Genomic DNA, 16,480 nt, shown 5'->3' on the forward strand with positions numbered 1-16,480 from the left:
GGAAAGCGAGCACCTGAAGCGGAAATCAACCACTACTCGCTACCTTACATAGCAACAAAGTTTACGAAAAGAGCCTTATATTAAATTAAGGAACTATTTTTTCATTATTTTAAACATTTCATGTTTTCCTTTCTTACTTAATAGGGAAAACACGATATGATGATAGTTTCACAAAGGGGGGATATGCTGTTGGAGGATAAAAGTATTCTAACCCGTACCGTCCGCAAATATGGAAATGGAGCCTTTTTTGATGAAGTGGATGAGGTGGCGGCTGAATTCCCGCTTACCGTTCATTTAAACGGGGAAGAATGGGCGACGATGGTCTGTTCTCCATCCAACCTGGAGGAATTGGTGGTTGGCTTTCTGGCTTCAGAGGGGATCATTCGGCGCTTCAACGAAATCTCCCGTCTCTCCATCGATCAGGATAAAGGGTTCGCCTATGTACAAATCGATAAGCTGCCTGAAGACCGGGCAAGAAATACCTCGAAACGATTTATCGGTTCCTGCTGCGGGAAAAGCAGACAATTTTATTTCACGAACGATATGCTCACAGCCAGAACGGTTACGTCCAAAACGGAACTAACCGCTCTCATGGCCATTCATCACATGCAAGAGCTGCAGAACCATTCCCGGGACTTTCACAGGACCGGTGGGATGCACAATGCAGCGATCTGCAGTACCACAGGCATCATCCAATGCTATCAGGATATCGGAAGGCATAACGCACTAGATAAGCTCTATGGATACTGCCTCATGAATCACATTTCAGTCAAGGATAAGGTCATTGCGTTCAGCGGGAGGATCTCTTCTGAGGTGCTGCTGAAGATTTCCAAGATGGGGATTGCCATCCTCTTATCCAAGTCGGCACCGACCAATCTTGCATTGGAACTCGCAGATGACTTGGGGATCACGGCCGTTGGATTTATCAGGGGTGACAGAATGAATATCTATACACACCCTGAAAGAATAACCGGTACAGAGCTACATATTTAGGAAAGCACGTAAATCGATAAAGAGGGGGAGTTTTTGTAATGGAAGGAAAGGTAACCGTTTTCATTAATGGCACTCAATACGAGGCAGAGCCCGGTATGTCTGTCCTGGAATTTCTTAATATCGAGAAAGTGGAAATTCCACAGGTTTGTTACCAGGAAAGTCTAGGTGCCATCGAAACCTGTGATACTTGCATTGTCTCCATTAACGGGGAACTGAGAAGGGCATGTGGGACACCGCTTCTGGAAGCAATGGATATTCAGACAGAGCTTTCCCAGGTGAAAGAGGCCAGATTCAAAGCGATGGACACCATTCTGGAGAACCACGAACTTTACTGTACGGTCTGCGAGAAAAACAATGGTGACTGCACCCTCCATAATACAGTGGCCATGATGGGGCTCGAACACCAGATGAAACCGTTTGAACCGAAGCCATATGAGAAAGATTTCTCCGGCCAATTCTACCGATATGATCCGGATCAATGCATCCTTTGCGGGAAATGTGTGGAAGCATGTCAGGATATCGAGGTCAACGAAACACTGTCCATTGACTGGGAGCGTAAACATCCCCGTGTCATTTGGGATAATGATGTCCCGATTGATCAGTCCTCCTGTGTCAGCTGCGGCCAATGTGTGACCGTTTGTCCGTGCAACGCCCTCATGGAAAACGATATGCTCGGAAAAGCGGGTTATATGACAGGCTATAATACGAGCCTCCTCCGATCGATGATTGATATTACAAAAAATGTGGAAACAGGCTACGGTCCCCTTTTCGCCGTGTCCGATTCAGAAGCCCAGATGAGGGATGATCAAATCAAGAAAACCAAAACCGTGTGTACGTATTGCGGGGTGGGCTGCAGCTTCAATGTCTGGACAAAAGGAAGAGAAGTGTTAAAAATGTCACCGACCGAAGAAGCCCCTGCCAATGGCATCGCTTCCTGTGTAAAGGGGAAATTCGGCTACGGCCATGTGAACAGTGACAAACGACTCACCCGTCCGTTGATCCGGGAGGGTGATCATTTTAAAGAAGTCGAGTGGGAAGAAGCCCTCCATTATGTAGCAGAGAAATTCAGGGAAATCAAAGAAAATAATGGACCGGATGCACTCGGATTCATCGCCTCATCCAAAGCAACCAATGAGGAATCCTATCTCGTGCAAAAGTTGGCCAGACAAGTCATTGGAACGAATAACGTGGATAATTGCTCCCGCTATTGCCAGTCTCCCGCAACGAAAGGATTATTCCGGACAGTGGGGTACGGAGGAGATGCAGGTTCCATGAAGGATATCGAGCATGCCGACCTGGTCATGCTGATCGGGACTAACACAGCGGATGCCCATCCTGTGCTCGCTTCCAAAATCAAACGTTCTCACAAACTCTTCGGCCAAAAAATGATTGTGGCTGACTTAAGAAAGCATGAAATGGCCCGGAGAGCCGATATGTTCCTACATCCAAATCCAGGGACCGATCTCGTATGGCTATCCGCCCTATCCAAATTCATCATTGACCAGGATTGGCACGATAAAGAATTCATCGATGAAAAGGTGAATGATTTCGATGAGTATTATCAAAGCCTTGCTCCTTTCACAATGGAATATGCTGAGGAAAAAACCGGTATCTCCCAAGAACTTCTTAAAACCGTCGCAGAGAATATCCACCGTGCGGGTTCAACTGCCATTTGCTGGGCAATGGGTGTTACCCAGCATCAAATCGGGTCTGATACATCCACTGCCATCTCCAACCTCCTGCTGGTTACAGGAAACTATGGGAAACCCGGGGCAGGCGCATACCCTCTCCGCGGTCATAATAATGTCCAGGGAGCAAGCGATTTCGGAAGCATGCCGAATACGTTCCCGGGCTACCAGAGTGTGGAGGATGAAGAAATCCGTGCAAAATTCGAAAAGGCATGGAAGACAGAGCTTCCTAAAGATATTGGTATGAACAATCACGAAATGGTAGAGGAAATCCACGAAGGAAATCTGAAAGGATTGTATGTCACCGGTGAGGATATGGGAATCGTCGACTCTAATATCAATTATGTGACAGGCGCATTTGAGAAGCTTGAGTTCTTCGTCGTCCAGGATCTGTTCCTTACAAAGACCGCCGAATATGCCGATGTGGTGCTTCCTGCCGTGCCTAGTGTCGAAAAGGAAGGAACCTTCACGAATACGGAGCGACGCATCCAGCGTATTTATCAAGCCCTCGAGCCGTTAGGGGAAGCAAGACCAGACTGGGAGATTTATTCAGGTATCGCTGAAAAACTTGGATTCAACTGGGGCTATCATTCTCCTGCAGAAATCATGGATGAAGCTGCCTCACTCACACCATTGATTGCAGGGGTTTCCTACGATAAGCTGGAAGGATTCAACAGTCTGCAATGGCCTGTGCAGGAGGACGGAACGGATACACCTCTCCTTTACACGGACGGATTCCACTTCGATGACGGGAAAGCCCGGTTCTATCCGCTTGAATATCAATACAACTATCCTGCACAAAAAGGGTACGATTATCATGTGAATAACGGGCGGGTGCTTGAACATTTCCATGAAGGAAATATGACTTCCCATACGAAAGGGATTCGAAATAAAATCCCGGAACCATTCTTTGAAGTATCCGAGAAAATGGCCCAGGAACTTGAAATTGAAGAAGGCGCCCTCATCAAGCTTTCCAACGATAACGGTGAGAGCACCGGCAGGGTACATGTGACGAAGGAAGTGTTTGGCAAGGAATTGTTTATCACCTTAAACAGTGACGGTAAAAATGCGGTGAACTATTTGACGAGCAGCCGTGTGGATAAAGACACGGATACACCTGCTTATAAAGAGGTTCCTGCCAAAGTAGAAGTACTCGAGAAAAAAGGAAAATCGCCAATACCCCATAACAATCATCGCTGGGCAACACGCAATCCGCAAATGGGGCCTGAAGTAGAAAGAAAATGGGATCGAAAAGATTACGTCTTCCCTGGAAATGAGGTTGATACAAATGGCTAAATCCATTGATAAGATTATTCCACTGGAGATTCCAAAAGAAAAGATTCAGGAGCAGAACTTGAATGAACTGATAGAAGCCCTTGCTGAAAATAAAGATTCCCTTTTAAAAGTCATTGGGATCATTAAGCACATGGATGAAAATCGAAATCTGGATACAATCAGTGCCATGGTAAACCATCAGGAAGATATCCTGTTTAACTTCTCCAAGGAAGCCAATAAAGATCAGAACGCAGCCATCCTTAATAACGTAGCCCGTATGACTGAATTACTCGGGAGTTTGAATCTGGAAGGGATTGAAACATTGAGTGTCCGGAATACGCGTAATCTCAATATAGGAAAAGAAAGACCATCTACGAAGAGAACCGGGATTTTCGGACTGTTTCGTGCCCTTGGAGACCCTGCAGTTCAGCGTACCATTACGATCATCATCTATATTTTAAGAGGGATCGGTAAAAACCGGGTAAAAAATGACAAGAAATAATACAAAAAAAACAGGCAGCCGACCTCTAAGGTTGGCAGCCTGTTTTCTATTTTTCCCGAAAGTCTTTACGATTGTTCTTCATAAGCGGGATCGGTGATGATCACTTCGACCCGCCTGTTTTTCTGGAGGTTCTCCACTTTATCATTAGGAGCGACCGGACGCGTGTCTCCATATCCGACGGCGATGAACCGCTTTGGATCGAGATCTTCCGTTGTGATCAAGTAACGCACCACACTGCTCGCCCTTGCCGATGAGAGCTCCCAGTTCGACGGGAAACGATATGTATTGATAGGGCGGTTATCTGTATGTCCCTCCACCTTCACAAAGTTCGGGATTTCGGATAAAAGCACGCCCACCTTATTCAAAAACGGATAGGCATCCGGAAGGACCGTTGCTTCGCCTGAGGCAAACAGTGTTTGTTCCTGAAGGACCAGTACGACCCCCCGTTCGGATCTGGTCGCCACTACTGCGTCACTCAATTCGTTTTCCTTCAAATAGCTCTGAATATTGGCAAGTAACGAGTTCAGATCTTGATCTGTCTCATTTCCCTGTTGTTTTGAGTCCTCCGATTCCATTTCGGGTTCTGCAGAGGGATTGTCGAAAGGAATAATAGAAGGATAGAATTCGAGAATCTGCCGTTGCTGAAATGAATCAGCGATGGTCCTGAATTTCACCATATCAATCTGTGACATCGAGAATAATAGAATGAAGAATACGAGAATAAGAGTAATAAGATCAGAAAACGTAACCATCCATTTAGGAGCACCCGGAGGCTGAGATGCCGGTCTTCGTCTACGCTTCATCTGGAGCTGCCCCTTCTTGTTTCCTGTCTGAATACATCTGTAATTCCTCGTTGGATAAGAACACTCTTAACTTTTCTTCTAATATTTTCGGATTTTGACCGGATTGTACCCCGACGACCCCTTCGATCACGATTTGTTTCATAAACACTTCTTTCTCTGTTTTCATCGCAAGCTTGGATGCCATTGGCAGAAAGACGAGATTCGCAAGAAGGGATCCGTACAGGGTCGTAAGTAAGGCGATTGCCATATTGGGACCGAGTGATGCAGGATCATTTAAATTCTTTAACATCAGTACGAGACCGATCAGTGTACCGATCATCCCCCATGCAGGGGCATATTCCCCCGCCTTATCCAATAAACTCTTATTTTTACGGTGCCGCTCTTCTAAGGCAATGATTTCAGCATTCATTATATCGACGATCACATCCTGCTCGATTCCATCGACAGCGAGCAGGACGCCTTTTCGGATAAAAGGGTCCTCGACCGCTTCCAGCTCTGCTTCAAGTGAGAGGAGGCCATCACGTCTTGCTTTTTCTGACAGGGTCACAAACGTCCTGATCAAATCATGAAGATCGTATTCCACATCCCGAAAGGATTCTCTCATCACTTTCCCCAGCTGTTTCAATTCCCTGATCGAAAAGCTGACCAGCATGGCTGCGATCAATCCGCCGATGACTACGAGCATGGACGGAAGATCGATGAAGGAGGTGAACCCGGTCACTCCCGCATTCGAAATGATCGCGAATGCAACGAATAGAAACCCTACTACAACCCCGATTGGTGTAAGAACATCAAGCTTTTTCATTTTGACTCTCCCTACAAAATAAGTTCTGTTTGTCGTTATCCTTTATATCGACAAACTCCTTACTTTGTTGAGTTACGGTATTCAAGTCGATGCGGAAGAACAACTGTCGATTCTTCAACCGTTTCCTTGTTCATATATTTCGTCAATAACCGCATGGCTACTGCTCCGATATCGTATAAAGGCTGGACAACAGACGTTAACTGAGGCCTGACCATCAGGGCAAGTCTTGTGTTATCAAAGCTGATGATTTCCACTTCTTCCGGGATGGAAACGTTTTGATCCTGAGCACCGTGTACCACACCAAGGGCCGTTTCATCATTTCCTACGAAAATGGCTGTCGGCTTGTCCGGTAGCTCTGAGAACTTCTGCCAAGCTTCTAGTCCTGAATCGTATGTGTATTCGCCTTCTACAACCAGATCATCACTGTATTCGACGCCTGCCTTCGCAAGTGCCTCTCTGTATCCTTCAAGCTTGAACTTCATGTTGATCGTATCGTGGAAAGGACCGCTGACGAATCCAATGCGTTTGTGACCTTTTTCAAGCAGTTCAGAAACTGCGTCAAAAGAAGCAGCCTTGTAATCAATGTTCACGGACGGAATTTTGTTCGTTTCTTCAACGGCACCTGCCAATACGATCGGAACCGGAGAACGTTCGAATTCCTGCACATGCTCTTCAGAAATATGGCCGCCGAGGAACAGGATGCCATCCACTTGCTTCCCAAGCATCGTATTCAATAGATGAAGTTCCTTCTCGGTATTCTGATCTGAGTTACTCAAGATGATATTATATTTATACATCGTGGCGATATCTTCAATCCCACGTGCGAGTTCTGCATAGAAGATATTTGAGATATCAGGGATGATGACCCCGACCGTCGTCGTTTTCTTGCTGGCAAGCCCTCTTGCTACAGCATTCGGACGATAGCCGAGTCGATCGATGACCTCTAATACCTTCTTCCTTGTTGCCGGCTTAACATTCGGATTTCCGTTAACCACTCGGGAAACCGTCGCCATACTTACATTGGCTTCTCTTGCTACATCATATATTGTCACGTTCATAGCTTACACTCCTTTACTCTTCTACTCATTTACCTTATTCTACACCAAATAAACCTAAAGAAAAAAGCGATTACAATAGTTTGTTAAAAAATGCACATATTTATGTTCACAATAGTGTTATATAGGTTATTTATCTGCAATTATGTAGATAATCATACGATAGTCTTGATATTCCTGCAATGTCCACATTTGATTTGTGCAAAAAGATTATTATAGCATATGGTCGGGGTGTTTGGTGGATCGATTTCAGAAGGGGAAAATAGGTGGGATTGATGTTTCGCTGATATCTGTACCAGCACCCTCCATCCAACTCACTTCTTTCCAACAAGAAAAGGGCTGAATCCCCTTTTTAAAAGGATTCAGCCCTTCATTCATTATACTTCTATCGTTCTGCCCTTCAATACTTCCTTGTAGAAATGATCGAATTGGTCAAGATCCATTTGCTGAGCGGAGTCGGATAAAGCAACGGCAGGATCGGGATGAACCTCAGCCATCACTCCATCTGCGCCGATGGCAAGTGCCGCTTTCGCTGTTGGAAGCAACAGATCTCTGCGTCCGGTTGAGTGCGTCACATCCACGAATACCGGTAGATGCGTCTCCTGCTTAAGAATTGGTACAGCTGAAATGTCAAGTGTGTTTCTAGTTGCTTTCTCGTACGTACGGATTCCACGCTCACAAAGGATGATGTCTCCATTCCCTTGAGAGATGATGTATTCAGCAGCATTGATGAATTCATCAATCGTTGCGGCTAAACCACGTTTAAGCAATACCGGCTTTTTAACGGCTCCGGCTGCTTTTAATAGTTCGAAGTTTTGCATATTTCTTGCACCGATTTGAATCACATCGATGTATTCCACTGCATGTTCGATATCAGCAGGATTCACGATTTCACTGACGACAGCCAAATCATATTCATCCGCCACTTTTTTAAGGATTTTCAAGCCTTCAATGCCAAGCCCCTGGAAGTCATAAGGAGACGTTCTTGGTTTGAACGCTCCGCCACGGAGCATTTTCAATCCTTTTGCTTTGACGGCTTTCGCGACTTCAGCCACTTGCTCGTATGATTCTACGGCACATGGACCGAAGACGAAATGAGGCTTTCCATCTCCAATGGCTTCTCCATTAATATTGACGATCGTGTCTTCCGGTTTCTTTTTACGGGAAACCAACAGGGCTTTCCGGTGATCATCCTTCTGAAGTTCCAGACCGGCTTTGAAGATTTCTTTAAAAATATGTTCAATGGTCGAATGTTCGAATGGACCATTATTATTTTCTTTAATCAGATTAAGCATTCCTCGTTCACGAACAGGATCATAGCGGTATACTCCTTGAGTCTCCTTGACACGACCGATTTCCTGAACTAGTTTAGCACGTTCATTAATGGTGTCTAATAGTTTTAAGTTCATCTCGTCTACTTGTTTACGTAATTGATCGAGTTCTTGATTACTCACAATACAGCACCCTTTCTTTTTTTATCCTGTTCATACGTAAAAACTGTTATAGTTTTAAGAAAGTATGATACATTTTTGATATTGAAACTTATTATAATAGAACACCTCGAAAATGTCACGATAAAATTCTTTATTAATTAGACGCTTTTAAGCGCTAAAGTATTTTAGTATTGTATGAGACTAGGCTAAAGTGGGTGAACACGAATTGAAAAAAAAGCAAAAAATCTTTGCATTGGACATCGGAACCCGATCGGTTGTCGGCATCATTTTGGAAGAAATAGACGGAATATTTCAAGTTTCAGATATATTAATAGAAGAACATAAGAAGAGGGCCATGCTTGATGGACAGATTCATGATGTACCCGCTGTTTCTGAGGTCATCTCCTCCATCAAACGACAATTGGAAGAGAAACACGGTCCCCTTCATAAAGTATGCGTCGCAGCTGCAGGGCGTGCCCTGAAAACGGAGACGGCCCTATCGACGTCAAATATCAAGGGGAAACCCCTTCTTCAGAAAAACGATATCCTTCATCTGGAATTAAGCGCCGTGCAACAGGCACAGGCATTGGCTGCAGAAAATGAATACGATTCGAAAGGTTATCATTATTACTGTGTCGGGTATTCCGTCCTTTTTTACCGGTTGGATGGCGAGGAGATCGGCAGCCTGATCGATCAGCAGGGGGATGAAGCAAGCGTCGAAATCATCGCGACCTTCCTTCCACGTGTCGTCGTGGATTCACTGATTGTGGCTCTGACACGGTCTGGACTTGAGATGGAAGCCCTGACTCTTGAGCCCATTGCTGCCATCAACGTCCTCATCCCTGAATCCATGCGCCGTCTGAACGTTGCGCTTGTTGATATCGGTGCAGGAACATCGGATATCGCCATCACCAATATGGGCACGGTCATTGCCTATGGGATGGTCCCGACTGCAGGTGACGAAATAACTGAAGCGATCAGTAACGAATTATTACTTGATTTCCCTTTGGCCGAACAGGCGAAGCGGGATCTTCAGTCTTCAGAAGAGATCACGGTAACGGATATTCTCGGGTTTGAAACGAGTTTCCCGTCACATGAAGTGGTAGAGAAGATCTCCCCTTCTGTGAACCGGCTCGCCGGCGAGATTTCAAATGAAATCCTCCGCCTCAACAACGGCAGGCCGCCACAGGCCGTCATGCTCGTAGGGGGAGGCAGCCTGACACCAGGCCTCCCTGTACAACTGGCTTCCTCCCTGGAGTTGCCTTCCAATCGGGTGGCCGTAAGAGGCGTCGACGCGATTCAGAACGTCACTGTATCGGATGAAGTGACAAATGGACCTGAACTTGTCACGCCGATCGGGATTGCCATTGCAGCGAAGCAGGCCCCGGTCCAATATGTCACGGCGTATGTAAATGACCAGCCTGTCCGCTTATTCGAAGTCAAGGATCTGACAGTAGGCGACTGCCTCCTTGCTGCGGGTTTGAAGTTAACGAAGTGGCATGGTACACCTGGCAATGGTTTCTTTGTTACTGTCAACGGACAGGACATTACATTACCCGGTGGTCACGGCGAGCCGCCACTCATTGAAAAAAACGGCCGGCAAAGCGAACTCGACGAAACGATTCAGAATCATGACCGGATTTCGGTTCAGAAAGGGAAGGACGGATCATCCCCTCAGGTGACGATCGATGATCTTGTGGATCCTTCATCGTCAAAACAGATTGTCATAGACGGGAACCCGCATCTCCTCTCCCCTCTCGTTTACAGGAACAATAAGCCTTCACGATTGGAAGACATCATTTGTGACCGTGATTCGATTCGGATTGAATTGATTGATACTCTTCAGGAACTGTTGACCCATTTTGGCTACAACGAATGGATGGAGGGTACGAAGCCTTATCGAATCTCCATCAACGGAGTGGATACATTCTTCCCTGCCTATTCCGGAAAGTTATTGATAAATGGGATGGAGGCTAAACACACTGCTAAAGTCAAGAATGGGGATGATATCTCCTACAAACCCGGTGTCACTCCAACGGTAATTGAACTTCTTACCAGGAAACAGTTAACAGTGGCAAAAGCTATCACGATAACCTTTAACGGCAAAGAATTGCATCTTAAGAAAGAAAGCAGTATCATCACCCGGAATGGCCTCAAGCTCGCAATGGAAGATCGCTTATTCCCTGGTGATTCCATCCTGATAGAAGAACAGCATGCGGGTCCGTTTATCTTTCAGGACTTATTTAATGCTGTGGAAATCAACATGCCCGCTCATTCGAACGGAAGCTTTGTCCTTTTGAAAAATGGAGTGGAAACGACTTTTTACGAAGAAATTGAGCAAGGGGACGACTTGGAAATCCTCTGGCCCCAAGCCTCCCGTTGATCTATTTCAAACAACAAAAAAAACTGGCAGTTACGCCAGTTTTTTTGTTATTTTGATCCAACTTGTCCCGGAATGGTGCTTGTACGGTTCGTTGGATGAATGGACTGATCTTCAGATGTGGAAGTAGAACTTGTCGCAGACTGTGACGAAGTGGAATCTCCAGTCACTTCTTCTCCCGCTTCTTTCACTTTACTGCCGATGTCCTTTAATTCTTCTGCCGCTTCTTTCGTCGAGGCAATCATTTCAGTTGAATCATCTTTGATTTGATTGACTTGATCCACCACATCGTCATTCACCTTTTCGTACAGGCTCTGCGCATCGTTGATGGCTTCTTTCAACACATTGGATGCTGTTTTCAATCGGTCCTGCCAGTCATTCACCAATCCCGAAGGATTTTCTCTCACCTTTGCAACCATCCCCATTGTAGAGTCCTTCATGTCAGATGTTCTTGATGTCACATTTTTCCTTGTTGTTTTATCCAGCATGGCAAGGGCTCCACCTACAACGGCTCCCATCACCATTCCTTTTACTAACTTGCCGCTCCTCTTTCCGTTCACTTTCACATTATTTCTTGTTCCAGTTTCATAAGGTACAGGCTGTGTCATAAATCGTTCCTCCATTTATCTATTTTTTATTCTTATAAGTTAACTTCCCTGTAAGAGGATAAATAAACGTAAAGGAGGTATTTACCAAATATTTTCAAAAGCAAGGTGGCTTTTGTTACGTTTTAAGAAGCGAGGAGTGGTTGATTTCCGCTGCAGGTGCTCGCTTTCCGCGGGGCTGGCGGTGAGCCTCCTCGGCTGTGCCTGCGGGGTCTCACCAGTCCAGCGTTTCCCGCAGGAGTCGAGCACCTTCCGCTCCAATCAACTGATTAAGCATGTGTTTAACTATATTAAGCAAATGCTAAATTTCCTTTAAATAGTTGCAATGGTCGAGGGTAATTAATAAATCCTTTTTCCCTCTTGATTCAGACCACCCTATGGAAGAATAGATGAATAAAATAGGCTGGAACAAAGTGTTTTTGACAAAAGAAAATCCGAACGATCATTCGAAGTCTTTATTGAAAATCGAATTCGTTCGGATTTTTTGTTTTGTAAACGCAAATAAAAGGTGTTTAAGCGGTTCTAGCTGTTGATTGGAGTGCAAGACGAAGACTCCTACGGGAAAAGCGGAATAGGTGAGACCCCGGAGGAGCGAAAGCTGTGAGGAGGCTCGCCTTCCGCCCGAGGAAAGCGAAGTCTTGCACGGAAATCAACAGCGGTATAGCAAGAGATCCTAACCAAAATTAGAGTTCATGAATTTAGTTATGTCCCTGCCTCTTTCCCTTATAGCTTATCCAGTTCGCTTTCGGTGATTTTCCAGTGTGAGGCGGTCCAGCCCGGTTTTCCTTCTATGAAGAGGAAGGCCTGGGGTGATTCGTGGCGGATACCGTATTTTTCGGCGATATGCTGTGACAGTTCCCTGGATTCCTGGACGGCTAGATAGTAGCCATCTTCCCCTTCATGCTTGTTCAAAAATGACTGGTATTCGGTAAAGGCATTCGAGCTTACAGGGCAAGTGAGACTGTGTTTCATAAAGAAGAAACGCGGGTTTGTCTCGGAAAGTTTTTCAAACTCCTGAACGGTATCGATCTTTTTCATATTTCCATACTTCCTTTCATACTAGTAATAGTTCCTTAGCGATTTATAGACCCTTTCATTTCAACAAAAAAACGGTGAAGTCATCATATCACTTCACCGCCCTTTGAATCAATGATTATTGATTGTATGTTTTTTCAGTTTCGTCAAAAGCTTTTTTCGTTTCTTCAAGCTTCTGATTCACATCTTCTGTTTCATCCACAGGTGTCGTTCCCGCTACTGAAACTGCTGGAACCTCTTCATTTGTTTCTTCCAATTCGTTGTTATTAGAGCGGTATGTTTTCAGCTTCCCAACCACATTGTTGGACTGCTCTTGTACGGATTTTGTTAGGGCAGAAGATTTTTCTTTTGCCACTGCTGCAAGCTCATTGCTCTTCTCTACAGCTGTGTCTTTCCACTGGCCTGTCTTTTCCTTAAGGACGACCGTTTTCTCATTGATATCATGACGAAGGTCTTTACCGGATTTCGGGGCCATTAGAAGGGCTGCTGCAGCTCCCACGATTCCCCCGATCAGTGTCCCGATCATGAAGTCCTTTGAGTTGATGTTATTGTTGTCGTTTGTCTGGTTTTGATTTTGATTTTGATTGTACTGTTGAGTCATGTAATAATTCCCCTCTCTAATTGTTATAAGATCTTGCTCTTTTAACTACCTTTTCCCGAGTACGAACTTCCTTTGATGTTTGGTTTGGGACAGCAACATCAGCCACATCATGTTGTGTTGGCTGTTTTTCCTGTTTTTGTTTCCATTTGTCCTTTAACTCAATAAATGCATTTCCCCATTGAACCACCTGTGAAATCTTTCCTTGATTGCGCTCCAGTTCAGTTGAAATGGAAGTACTTACCTTCTTCACCGAGTTATTAAGGTTCTGGATGGAATGCCCTACATCTCTTACCGCATAAACAACTGTGTTCAGATCCTCAGACTTCTTCTGGATATCCTCAGCCAATAAATTTGTTTTATGTAGTAATTCTGTAGATTCTTTTGTTACTCCTTGAAGCTGGCTCTCAAGTCCGGTCATTGTCGTTGAAACACTATCTAATGTAGAGCCGAGGGACTTCAAAGTTTTCATTAAACTCATTACCAAAATGAAAAATGCAACTGCTATGACAGCTACGCTTAGATAAAGAATGATTTCCATATGCCACACCTCCATGTATAGGAACTCTTTACCCATATGATGAACAAATAAACATTATACTAGTATTTCTTCCTCCCCAAACCTTTTTCCTGCATGAAAAAATAATATTTTTTTCATGTTTAGTATTTCATATTTTGGACAAGTCATGCCAACGCATTTTAGGGTACAATAAAAAAGACTACATATAAGGGGGAAAATATAATGAAAGATCCACGCATTGAAAAACTGGCGAAAAATTTAATTCAATATTCAGTCCAATTACAGGCTGGAGAGAAAGTACTGATTGAAAACTTCGGATTACAGCGTGAACTGGTGACGGCTCTCGTGAAAGAAGCGTATGCAGCAGGAGGACATCCTTTCGTATCCATTAAAGATCACGCAGTCGACCGCGCCTTATTAATGGGGGCCCAGGAAGAGCAGTATGATATGATCGCAGGCTTCGAAGCAAGTGTCATGGAGCAGATGGATGCCTATATCGGTTTACGTGCAGGTGATAACATCAGCGAGCAGTCTGATGTGCCGGACGAAAAGATGAAGATCCATGGAAATACAATCGGGAAGAAAGTACATAGAGAAATCCGCGTTCCTAAGAAGAAGTGGGTCGTTCTCCGCTATCCGACTGCGTCCATGGCACAGCTCGCCAACATGAGCACAGAAGGCTTTGAAGACTTCTACTTCGATGTCTGCAACCTGGACTACAGCAAAATGGACAAAGCGATGGATAACCTCGTCGAACTCATGAACAACACAGATAAAGTCCGCCTTGTCGGTGAAGGGACGGACCTCACTTTCTCCATTAAGGACATCCCTGCAGTGAAGTGTGCGGGCCGCCTGAACATTCCTGATGGTGAGGTGTACAGTGCACCTGTTAAGGATTCGGTGAACGGCGTGATCTCCTATAATACGCCATCTCCATATAACGGATTTACGTTCGAAAACGTCAAATTGACATTCAAAGAAGGAAAGATTGTCGAAGCCACTGCAAACGATACAGACCGGATCAACAAGATCTTTGATACGGATGAAGGGGCGAGATATGTAGGGGAATTCGCCATCGGAGTGAATCCGTTCATCCAGCATCCGATGCAGGACATCCTCTTTGACGAGAAGATCGACGGCAGCTTCCACTTCACACCGGGTGAATGCTACGAAGAGGCATATAACGGGAACCACTCGAACATCCACTGGGATATGGTGATGATCCAGCGTCCTGAGTATGGTGGCGGCGAAATCTATTTCGATGATGTATTGATTCGAAAAGATGGAAGGTTTGTCATCGAAGAGCTTGAAGTGTTGAATCCGGAGAATTTGAAGTAAGAGTATTGAAGCCATCGTCAGGGTTATGACGGTGGTTTTTTTTCACATAAAAAAAACCGGCTCACGTAAGAACCGGCAACATCTATTAATTATCTTCTTTCAATTGTTCCTCAAGTTTGTGCTCATATGCTTGTTGGAACTTTTGTACGTCCCCCGCTCCCATGAAAATCAGTACGGCGTTTTCATGTTTGAGTAAAGCGGTCGTATCTTGTTCGTCTATGATTTCGCATCCTTCGATTTTACTTTCAAGATCGTGGATGGAAAGTTTCCCGTGGTTTTCCCTTGCGGAACCGAAGATTTCACATAAATACACTTTGTCCGCAAGACTTAGCGTTTCGGCAAACTCTGTCAGGAAGGTCTGCGTCCGTGTAAATGTGTGAGGCTGGAAGACAGCGATGATCTCTTTTTCTGGATATTTCTGTCTTGCCGAATCAACGGTTGCCCTGATTTCAGTCGGATGATGAGCGTAGTCATCAATCAGGATCTGTGACCCCACTTCTTTTTCAGAGAAACGGCGCTTGACCCCTTTAAATGTGCTCAGTCGTTCTTGAACGATGGTTGTATCAAGCTCTTCGTAGTGACAAATGGCAATGACGGATAAAGCGTTCATGATGTTATGGTCACCGAATGTCGGGATTTTGAATGCAGCATAAAATTCATTGCGAACAAACACATCAAATGACGTACCCGTTCTGTCCCGTGATACGTTTCTCGCCTGGAAGTCGTTTTCCTCGGCAAATCCGTAGAATACCACCGGCACCTGTGCCTGGATCTTTTGTAACTGCTCGTCATCCCCGCATGCGATGATTCCTTTTTTCACCTGCATGGCCATCTCCTGGAACGCAGAGAACACGTCATCGACATTGGCGAAGTAGTCGGGATGATCGAAATCAATGTTCGTCATGATGGCATAGTCAGGGAAGTAAGACAGGAAGTGTCTTCTGTACTCACATGCTTCGAATACAAAGTAATTCGCATCCACTTCGCCTTTACCGGTTCCATCCCCGATCAGGAAGGAAGTCGGCTTCGCGCCACTGATGACATGCGCCAATAAACCGGTTGTCGATGTTTTTCCGTGCGCTCCCGTTACGGCAACACTTGTGAATTCCTGCATGAAGTCACCAAGAAATTTATGATATCTCGTGACAGGCAGTCCTAGTTCCACAGCCGCTTGTATTTCTTCATGTGTGTCAGGGAAGGCGTTCCCTGCGATCACATGCATATCCCCTCCAATGTTTTCTTTTTGGAAAGGTAGTATTTTTATATTTGATTCATCCAGAGCCTTCTGAGTAAAGAAATACTTATCTACGTCAGATCCTTGGACCTCGTAGTCCATATCGTGGAGTATCTGGGCTAATGCACTCATGCCCGACCCCTTTATTCCTACGAAATGATATATCGTCATAATAGAACCTCCAACAATCGTCTATCTTAAAGCATTATATGAAAT

General features: G+C 45.0%; 14 protein-coding genes. 5 read left to right on the plus strand and 9 right to left on the minus strand.

Annotated elements, in window-relative coordinates; all coding sequences use genetic code 11:
• Positions 1-159 precede the first annotated feature (159 nt).
• Genes fdhD through NQ095_RS17375 form a run of 3 tightly spaced genes read left to right on the plus strand, consistent with a single transcriptional unit; the run spans position 160 to position 4,458 of the window.
• On the plus strand, positions 160-993 hold the full coding sequence (gene fdhD, locus NQ095_RS17365; protein ID WP_258264782.1) for a formate dehydrogenase accessory sulfurtransferase FdhD: 834 nt from the start codon (positions 160-162) through the stop codon (positions 991-993).
• 38 nt (positions 994-1,031) lie between these two features.
• Positions 1,032-3,977 carry a formate dehydrogenase subunit alpha gene (gene fdhF, locus NQ095_RS17370; RefSeq protein ID WP_258264703.1) on the plus strand — a complete coding sequence of 982 codons (2,946 nt, stop codon included), beginning with the start codon at positions 1,032-1,034 and terminating at the stop codon, positions 3,975-3,977.
• The gene (locus NQ095_RS17375; protein ID WP_258264704.1) at positions 3,970-4,458 is read left to right on the plus strand and encodes a helical membrane plugin domain-containing protein; all 489 of its coding nucleotides are present in this window, start codon (positions 3,970-3,972) and stop codon (positions 4,456-4,458) included. The genes fdhF and NQ095_RS17375 overlap by 8 nt, the downstream gene beginning before the upstream one ends.
• A 65-nt stretch (positions 4,459-4,523) precedes the next feature.
• Here NQ095_RS17375 and motS read toward each other — a convergent pair whose 3' ends face one another.
• The 4 genes from motS to NQ095_RS17395 all read right to left on the minus strand — a co-directional run bounded on the left by motS (position 4,524) and on the right by NQ095_RS17395 (position 8,575).
• Positions 4,524-5,261 carry a flagellar motor protein MotS gene (motS, locus tag NQ095_RS17380; RefSeq protein ID WP_258264705.1) on the minus strand — a complete coding sequence of 246 codons (738 nt, stop codon included), beginning with the start codon at positions 5,259-5,261 and terminating at the stop codon, positions 4,524-4,526.
• Positions 5,251-6,066 (minus strand): flagellar motor protein MotP, encoded by an 816-nt coding sequence (gene motP / locus NQ095_RS17385; protein WP_258264706.1) that lies wholly within the window; start codon positions 6,064-6,066, stop codon positions 5,251-5,253. The genes motS and motP overlap by 11 nt, the downstream gene beginning before the upstream one ends.
• Before the next feature lie 59 nt (positions 6,067-6,125).
• On the minus strand, positions 6,126-7,124 hold the full coding sequence (gene ccpA, locus NQ095_RS17390) for a catabolite control protein A (RefSeq protein ID WP_258264707.1): 999 nt from the start codon (positions 7,122-7,124) through the stop codon (positions 6,126-6,128).
• A gap of 374 nt (positions 7,125-7,498) precedes the next feature.
• Positions 7,499-8,575: a bifunctional 3-deoxy-7-phosphoheptulonate synthase/chorismate mutase gene (locus tag NQ095_RS17395; protein WP_258264708.1), complete on the minus strand. Its 1,077-nt coding sequence runs from the start codon at positions 8,573-8,575 to the stop codon at positions 7,499-7,501.
• A 205-nt stretch (positions 8,576-8,780) separates the two neighbouring features.
• Between NQ095_RS17395 and NQ095_RS17400 the strand changes: the two genes are divergently transcribed.
• Positions 8,781-10,937: a cell division FtsA domain-containing protein gene (locus NQ095_RS17400; protein ID WP_258264709.1), complete on the plus strand. Its 2,157-nt coding sequence runs from the start codon at positions 8,781-8,783 to the stop codon at positions 10,935-10,937.
• A gap of 47 nt (positions 10,938-10,984) precedes the next feature.
• Here the strand turns inward: NQ095_RS17400 and NQ095_RS17405 are convergent, their stop codons facing one another.
• From NQ095_RS17405 to NQ095_RS17420, 4 genes are all read right to left on the minus strand, one after another.
• On the minus strand, positions 10,985-11,542 hold the full coding sequence (locus NQ095_RS17405) for a YtxH domain-containing protein (protein ID WP_258264710.1): 558 nt from the start codon (positions 11,540-11,542) through the stop codon (positions 10,985-10,987).
• Positions 11,543-12,262: 720 nt separating this feature from the next.
• A complete protein-coding gene (gene ytxJ / locus NQ095_RS17410) occupies positions 12,263-12,577 on the minus strand; it encodes a bacillithiol system redox-active protein YtxJ (protein WP_258264711.1) in 315 nt (104 codons plus the stop codon).
• Between the two features lie 115 nt (positions 12,578-12,692).
• Positions 12,693-13,175: a YtxH domain-containing protein gene (locus NQ095_RS17415; protein ID WP_258264712.1), complete on the minus strand. Its 483-nt coding sequence runs from the start codon at positions 13,173-13,175 to the stop codon at positions 12,693-12,695.
• Positions 13,176-13,191: 16 nt separating this feature from the next.
• Positions 13,192-13,713, minus strand: coding sequence for a DUF948 domain-containing protein (locus tag NQ095_RS17420; protein ID WP_258264713.1), 522 nt, complete (start codon positions 13,711-13,713; stop codon positions 13,192-13,194).
• Between the two features lie 201 nt (positions 13,714-13,914).
• Here NQ095_RS17420 and NQ095_RS17425 point away from each other — a divergent pair, with 201 nt between their 5' ends.
• Positions 13,915-15,030, plus strand: coding sequence for an aminopeptidase (locus tag NQ095_RS17425; RefSeq protein WP_258264714.1), 1,116 nt, complete (start codon positions 13,915-13,917; stop codon positions 15,028-15,030).
• Between the two features lie 85 nt (positions 15,031-15,115).
• Here the strand turns inward: NQ095_RS17425 and murC are convergent, their stop codons facing one another.
• Positions 15,116-16,435: a UDP-N-acetylmuramate--L-alanine ligase gene (gene murC / locus NQ095_RS17430; RefSeq protein ID WP_258264715.1), complete on the minus strand. Its 1,320-nt coding sequence runs from the start codon at positions 16,433-16,435 to the stop codon at positions 15,116-15,118.
• Positions 16,436-16,480: the final 45 nt, after the last annotated feature.

This window comes from Rossellomorea sp. SC111, from assembly GCF_024733565.1.
Classification (GTDB): Bacteria; Bacillota; Bacilli; order Bacillales; family Bacillaceae_B; genus Rossellomorea.

Excerpts from the sequence above, each read along its gene's own strand:
- NQ095_RS17415 (WP_258264712.1), bottom strand. The coding sequence starts at position 13,175 with ATGACTCAACAGTACAATCAAAATCAAAATCAAAACCAGACAAACGAC.
- NQ095_RS17425 (WP_258264714.1), top strand. The coding sequence starts at position 13,915 with ATGAAAGATCCACGCATTGAAAAACTGGCGAAAAATTTAATTCAATAT.
- murC (WP_258264715.1), bottom strand. The coding sequence starts at position 16,435 with ATGACGATATATCATTTCGTAGGAATAAAGGGGTCGGGCATGAGTGCA.
- fdhD (WP_258264782.1), top strand. The coding sequence starts at position 160 with ATGATAGTTTCACAAAGGGGGGATATGCTGTTGGAGGATAAAAGTATT.
- NQ095_RS17405 (WP_258264710.1), bottom strand. The coding sequence starts at position 11,542 with ATGACACAGCCTGTACCTTATGAAACTGGAACAAGAAATAATGTGAAA.
- NQ095_RS17375 (WP_258264704.1), top strand. The coding sequence starts at position 3,970 with ATGGCTAAATCCATTGATAAGATTATTCCACTGGAGATTCCAAAAGAA.
- motP (WP_258264706.1), bottom strand. The coding sequence starts at position 6,066 with ATGAAAAAGCTTGATGTTCTTACACCAATCGGGGTTGTAGTAGGGTTT.
- fdhF (WP_258264703.1), top strand. The coding sequence starts at position 1,032 with ATGGAAGGAAAGGTAACCGTTTTCATTAATGGCACTCAATACGAGGCA.
- ccpA (WP_258264707.1), bottom strand. The coding sequence starts at position 7,124 with ATGAACGTGACAATATATGATGTAGCAAGAGAAGCCAATGTAAGTATG.
- motS (WP_258264705.1), bottom strand. The coding sequence starts at position 5,261 with ATGAAGCGTAGACGAAGACCGGCATCTCAGCCTCCGGGTGCTCCTAAA.
- ytxJ (WP_258264711.1), bottom strand. The coding sequence starts at position 12,577 with ATGAAAAAGATCGATACCGTTCAGGAGTTTGAAAAACTTTCCGAGACA.
- NQ095_RS17420 (WP_258264713.1), bottom strand. The coding sequence starts at position 13,713 with ATGGAAATCATTCTTTATCTAAGCGTAGCTGTCATAGCAGTTGCATTT.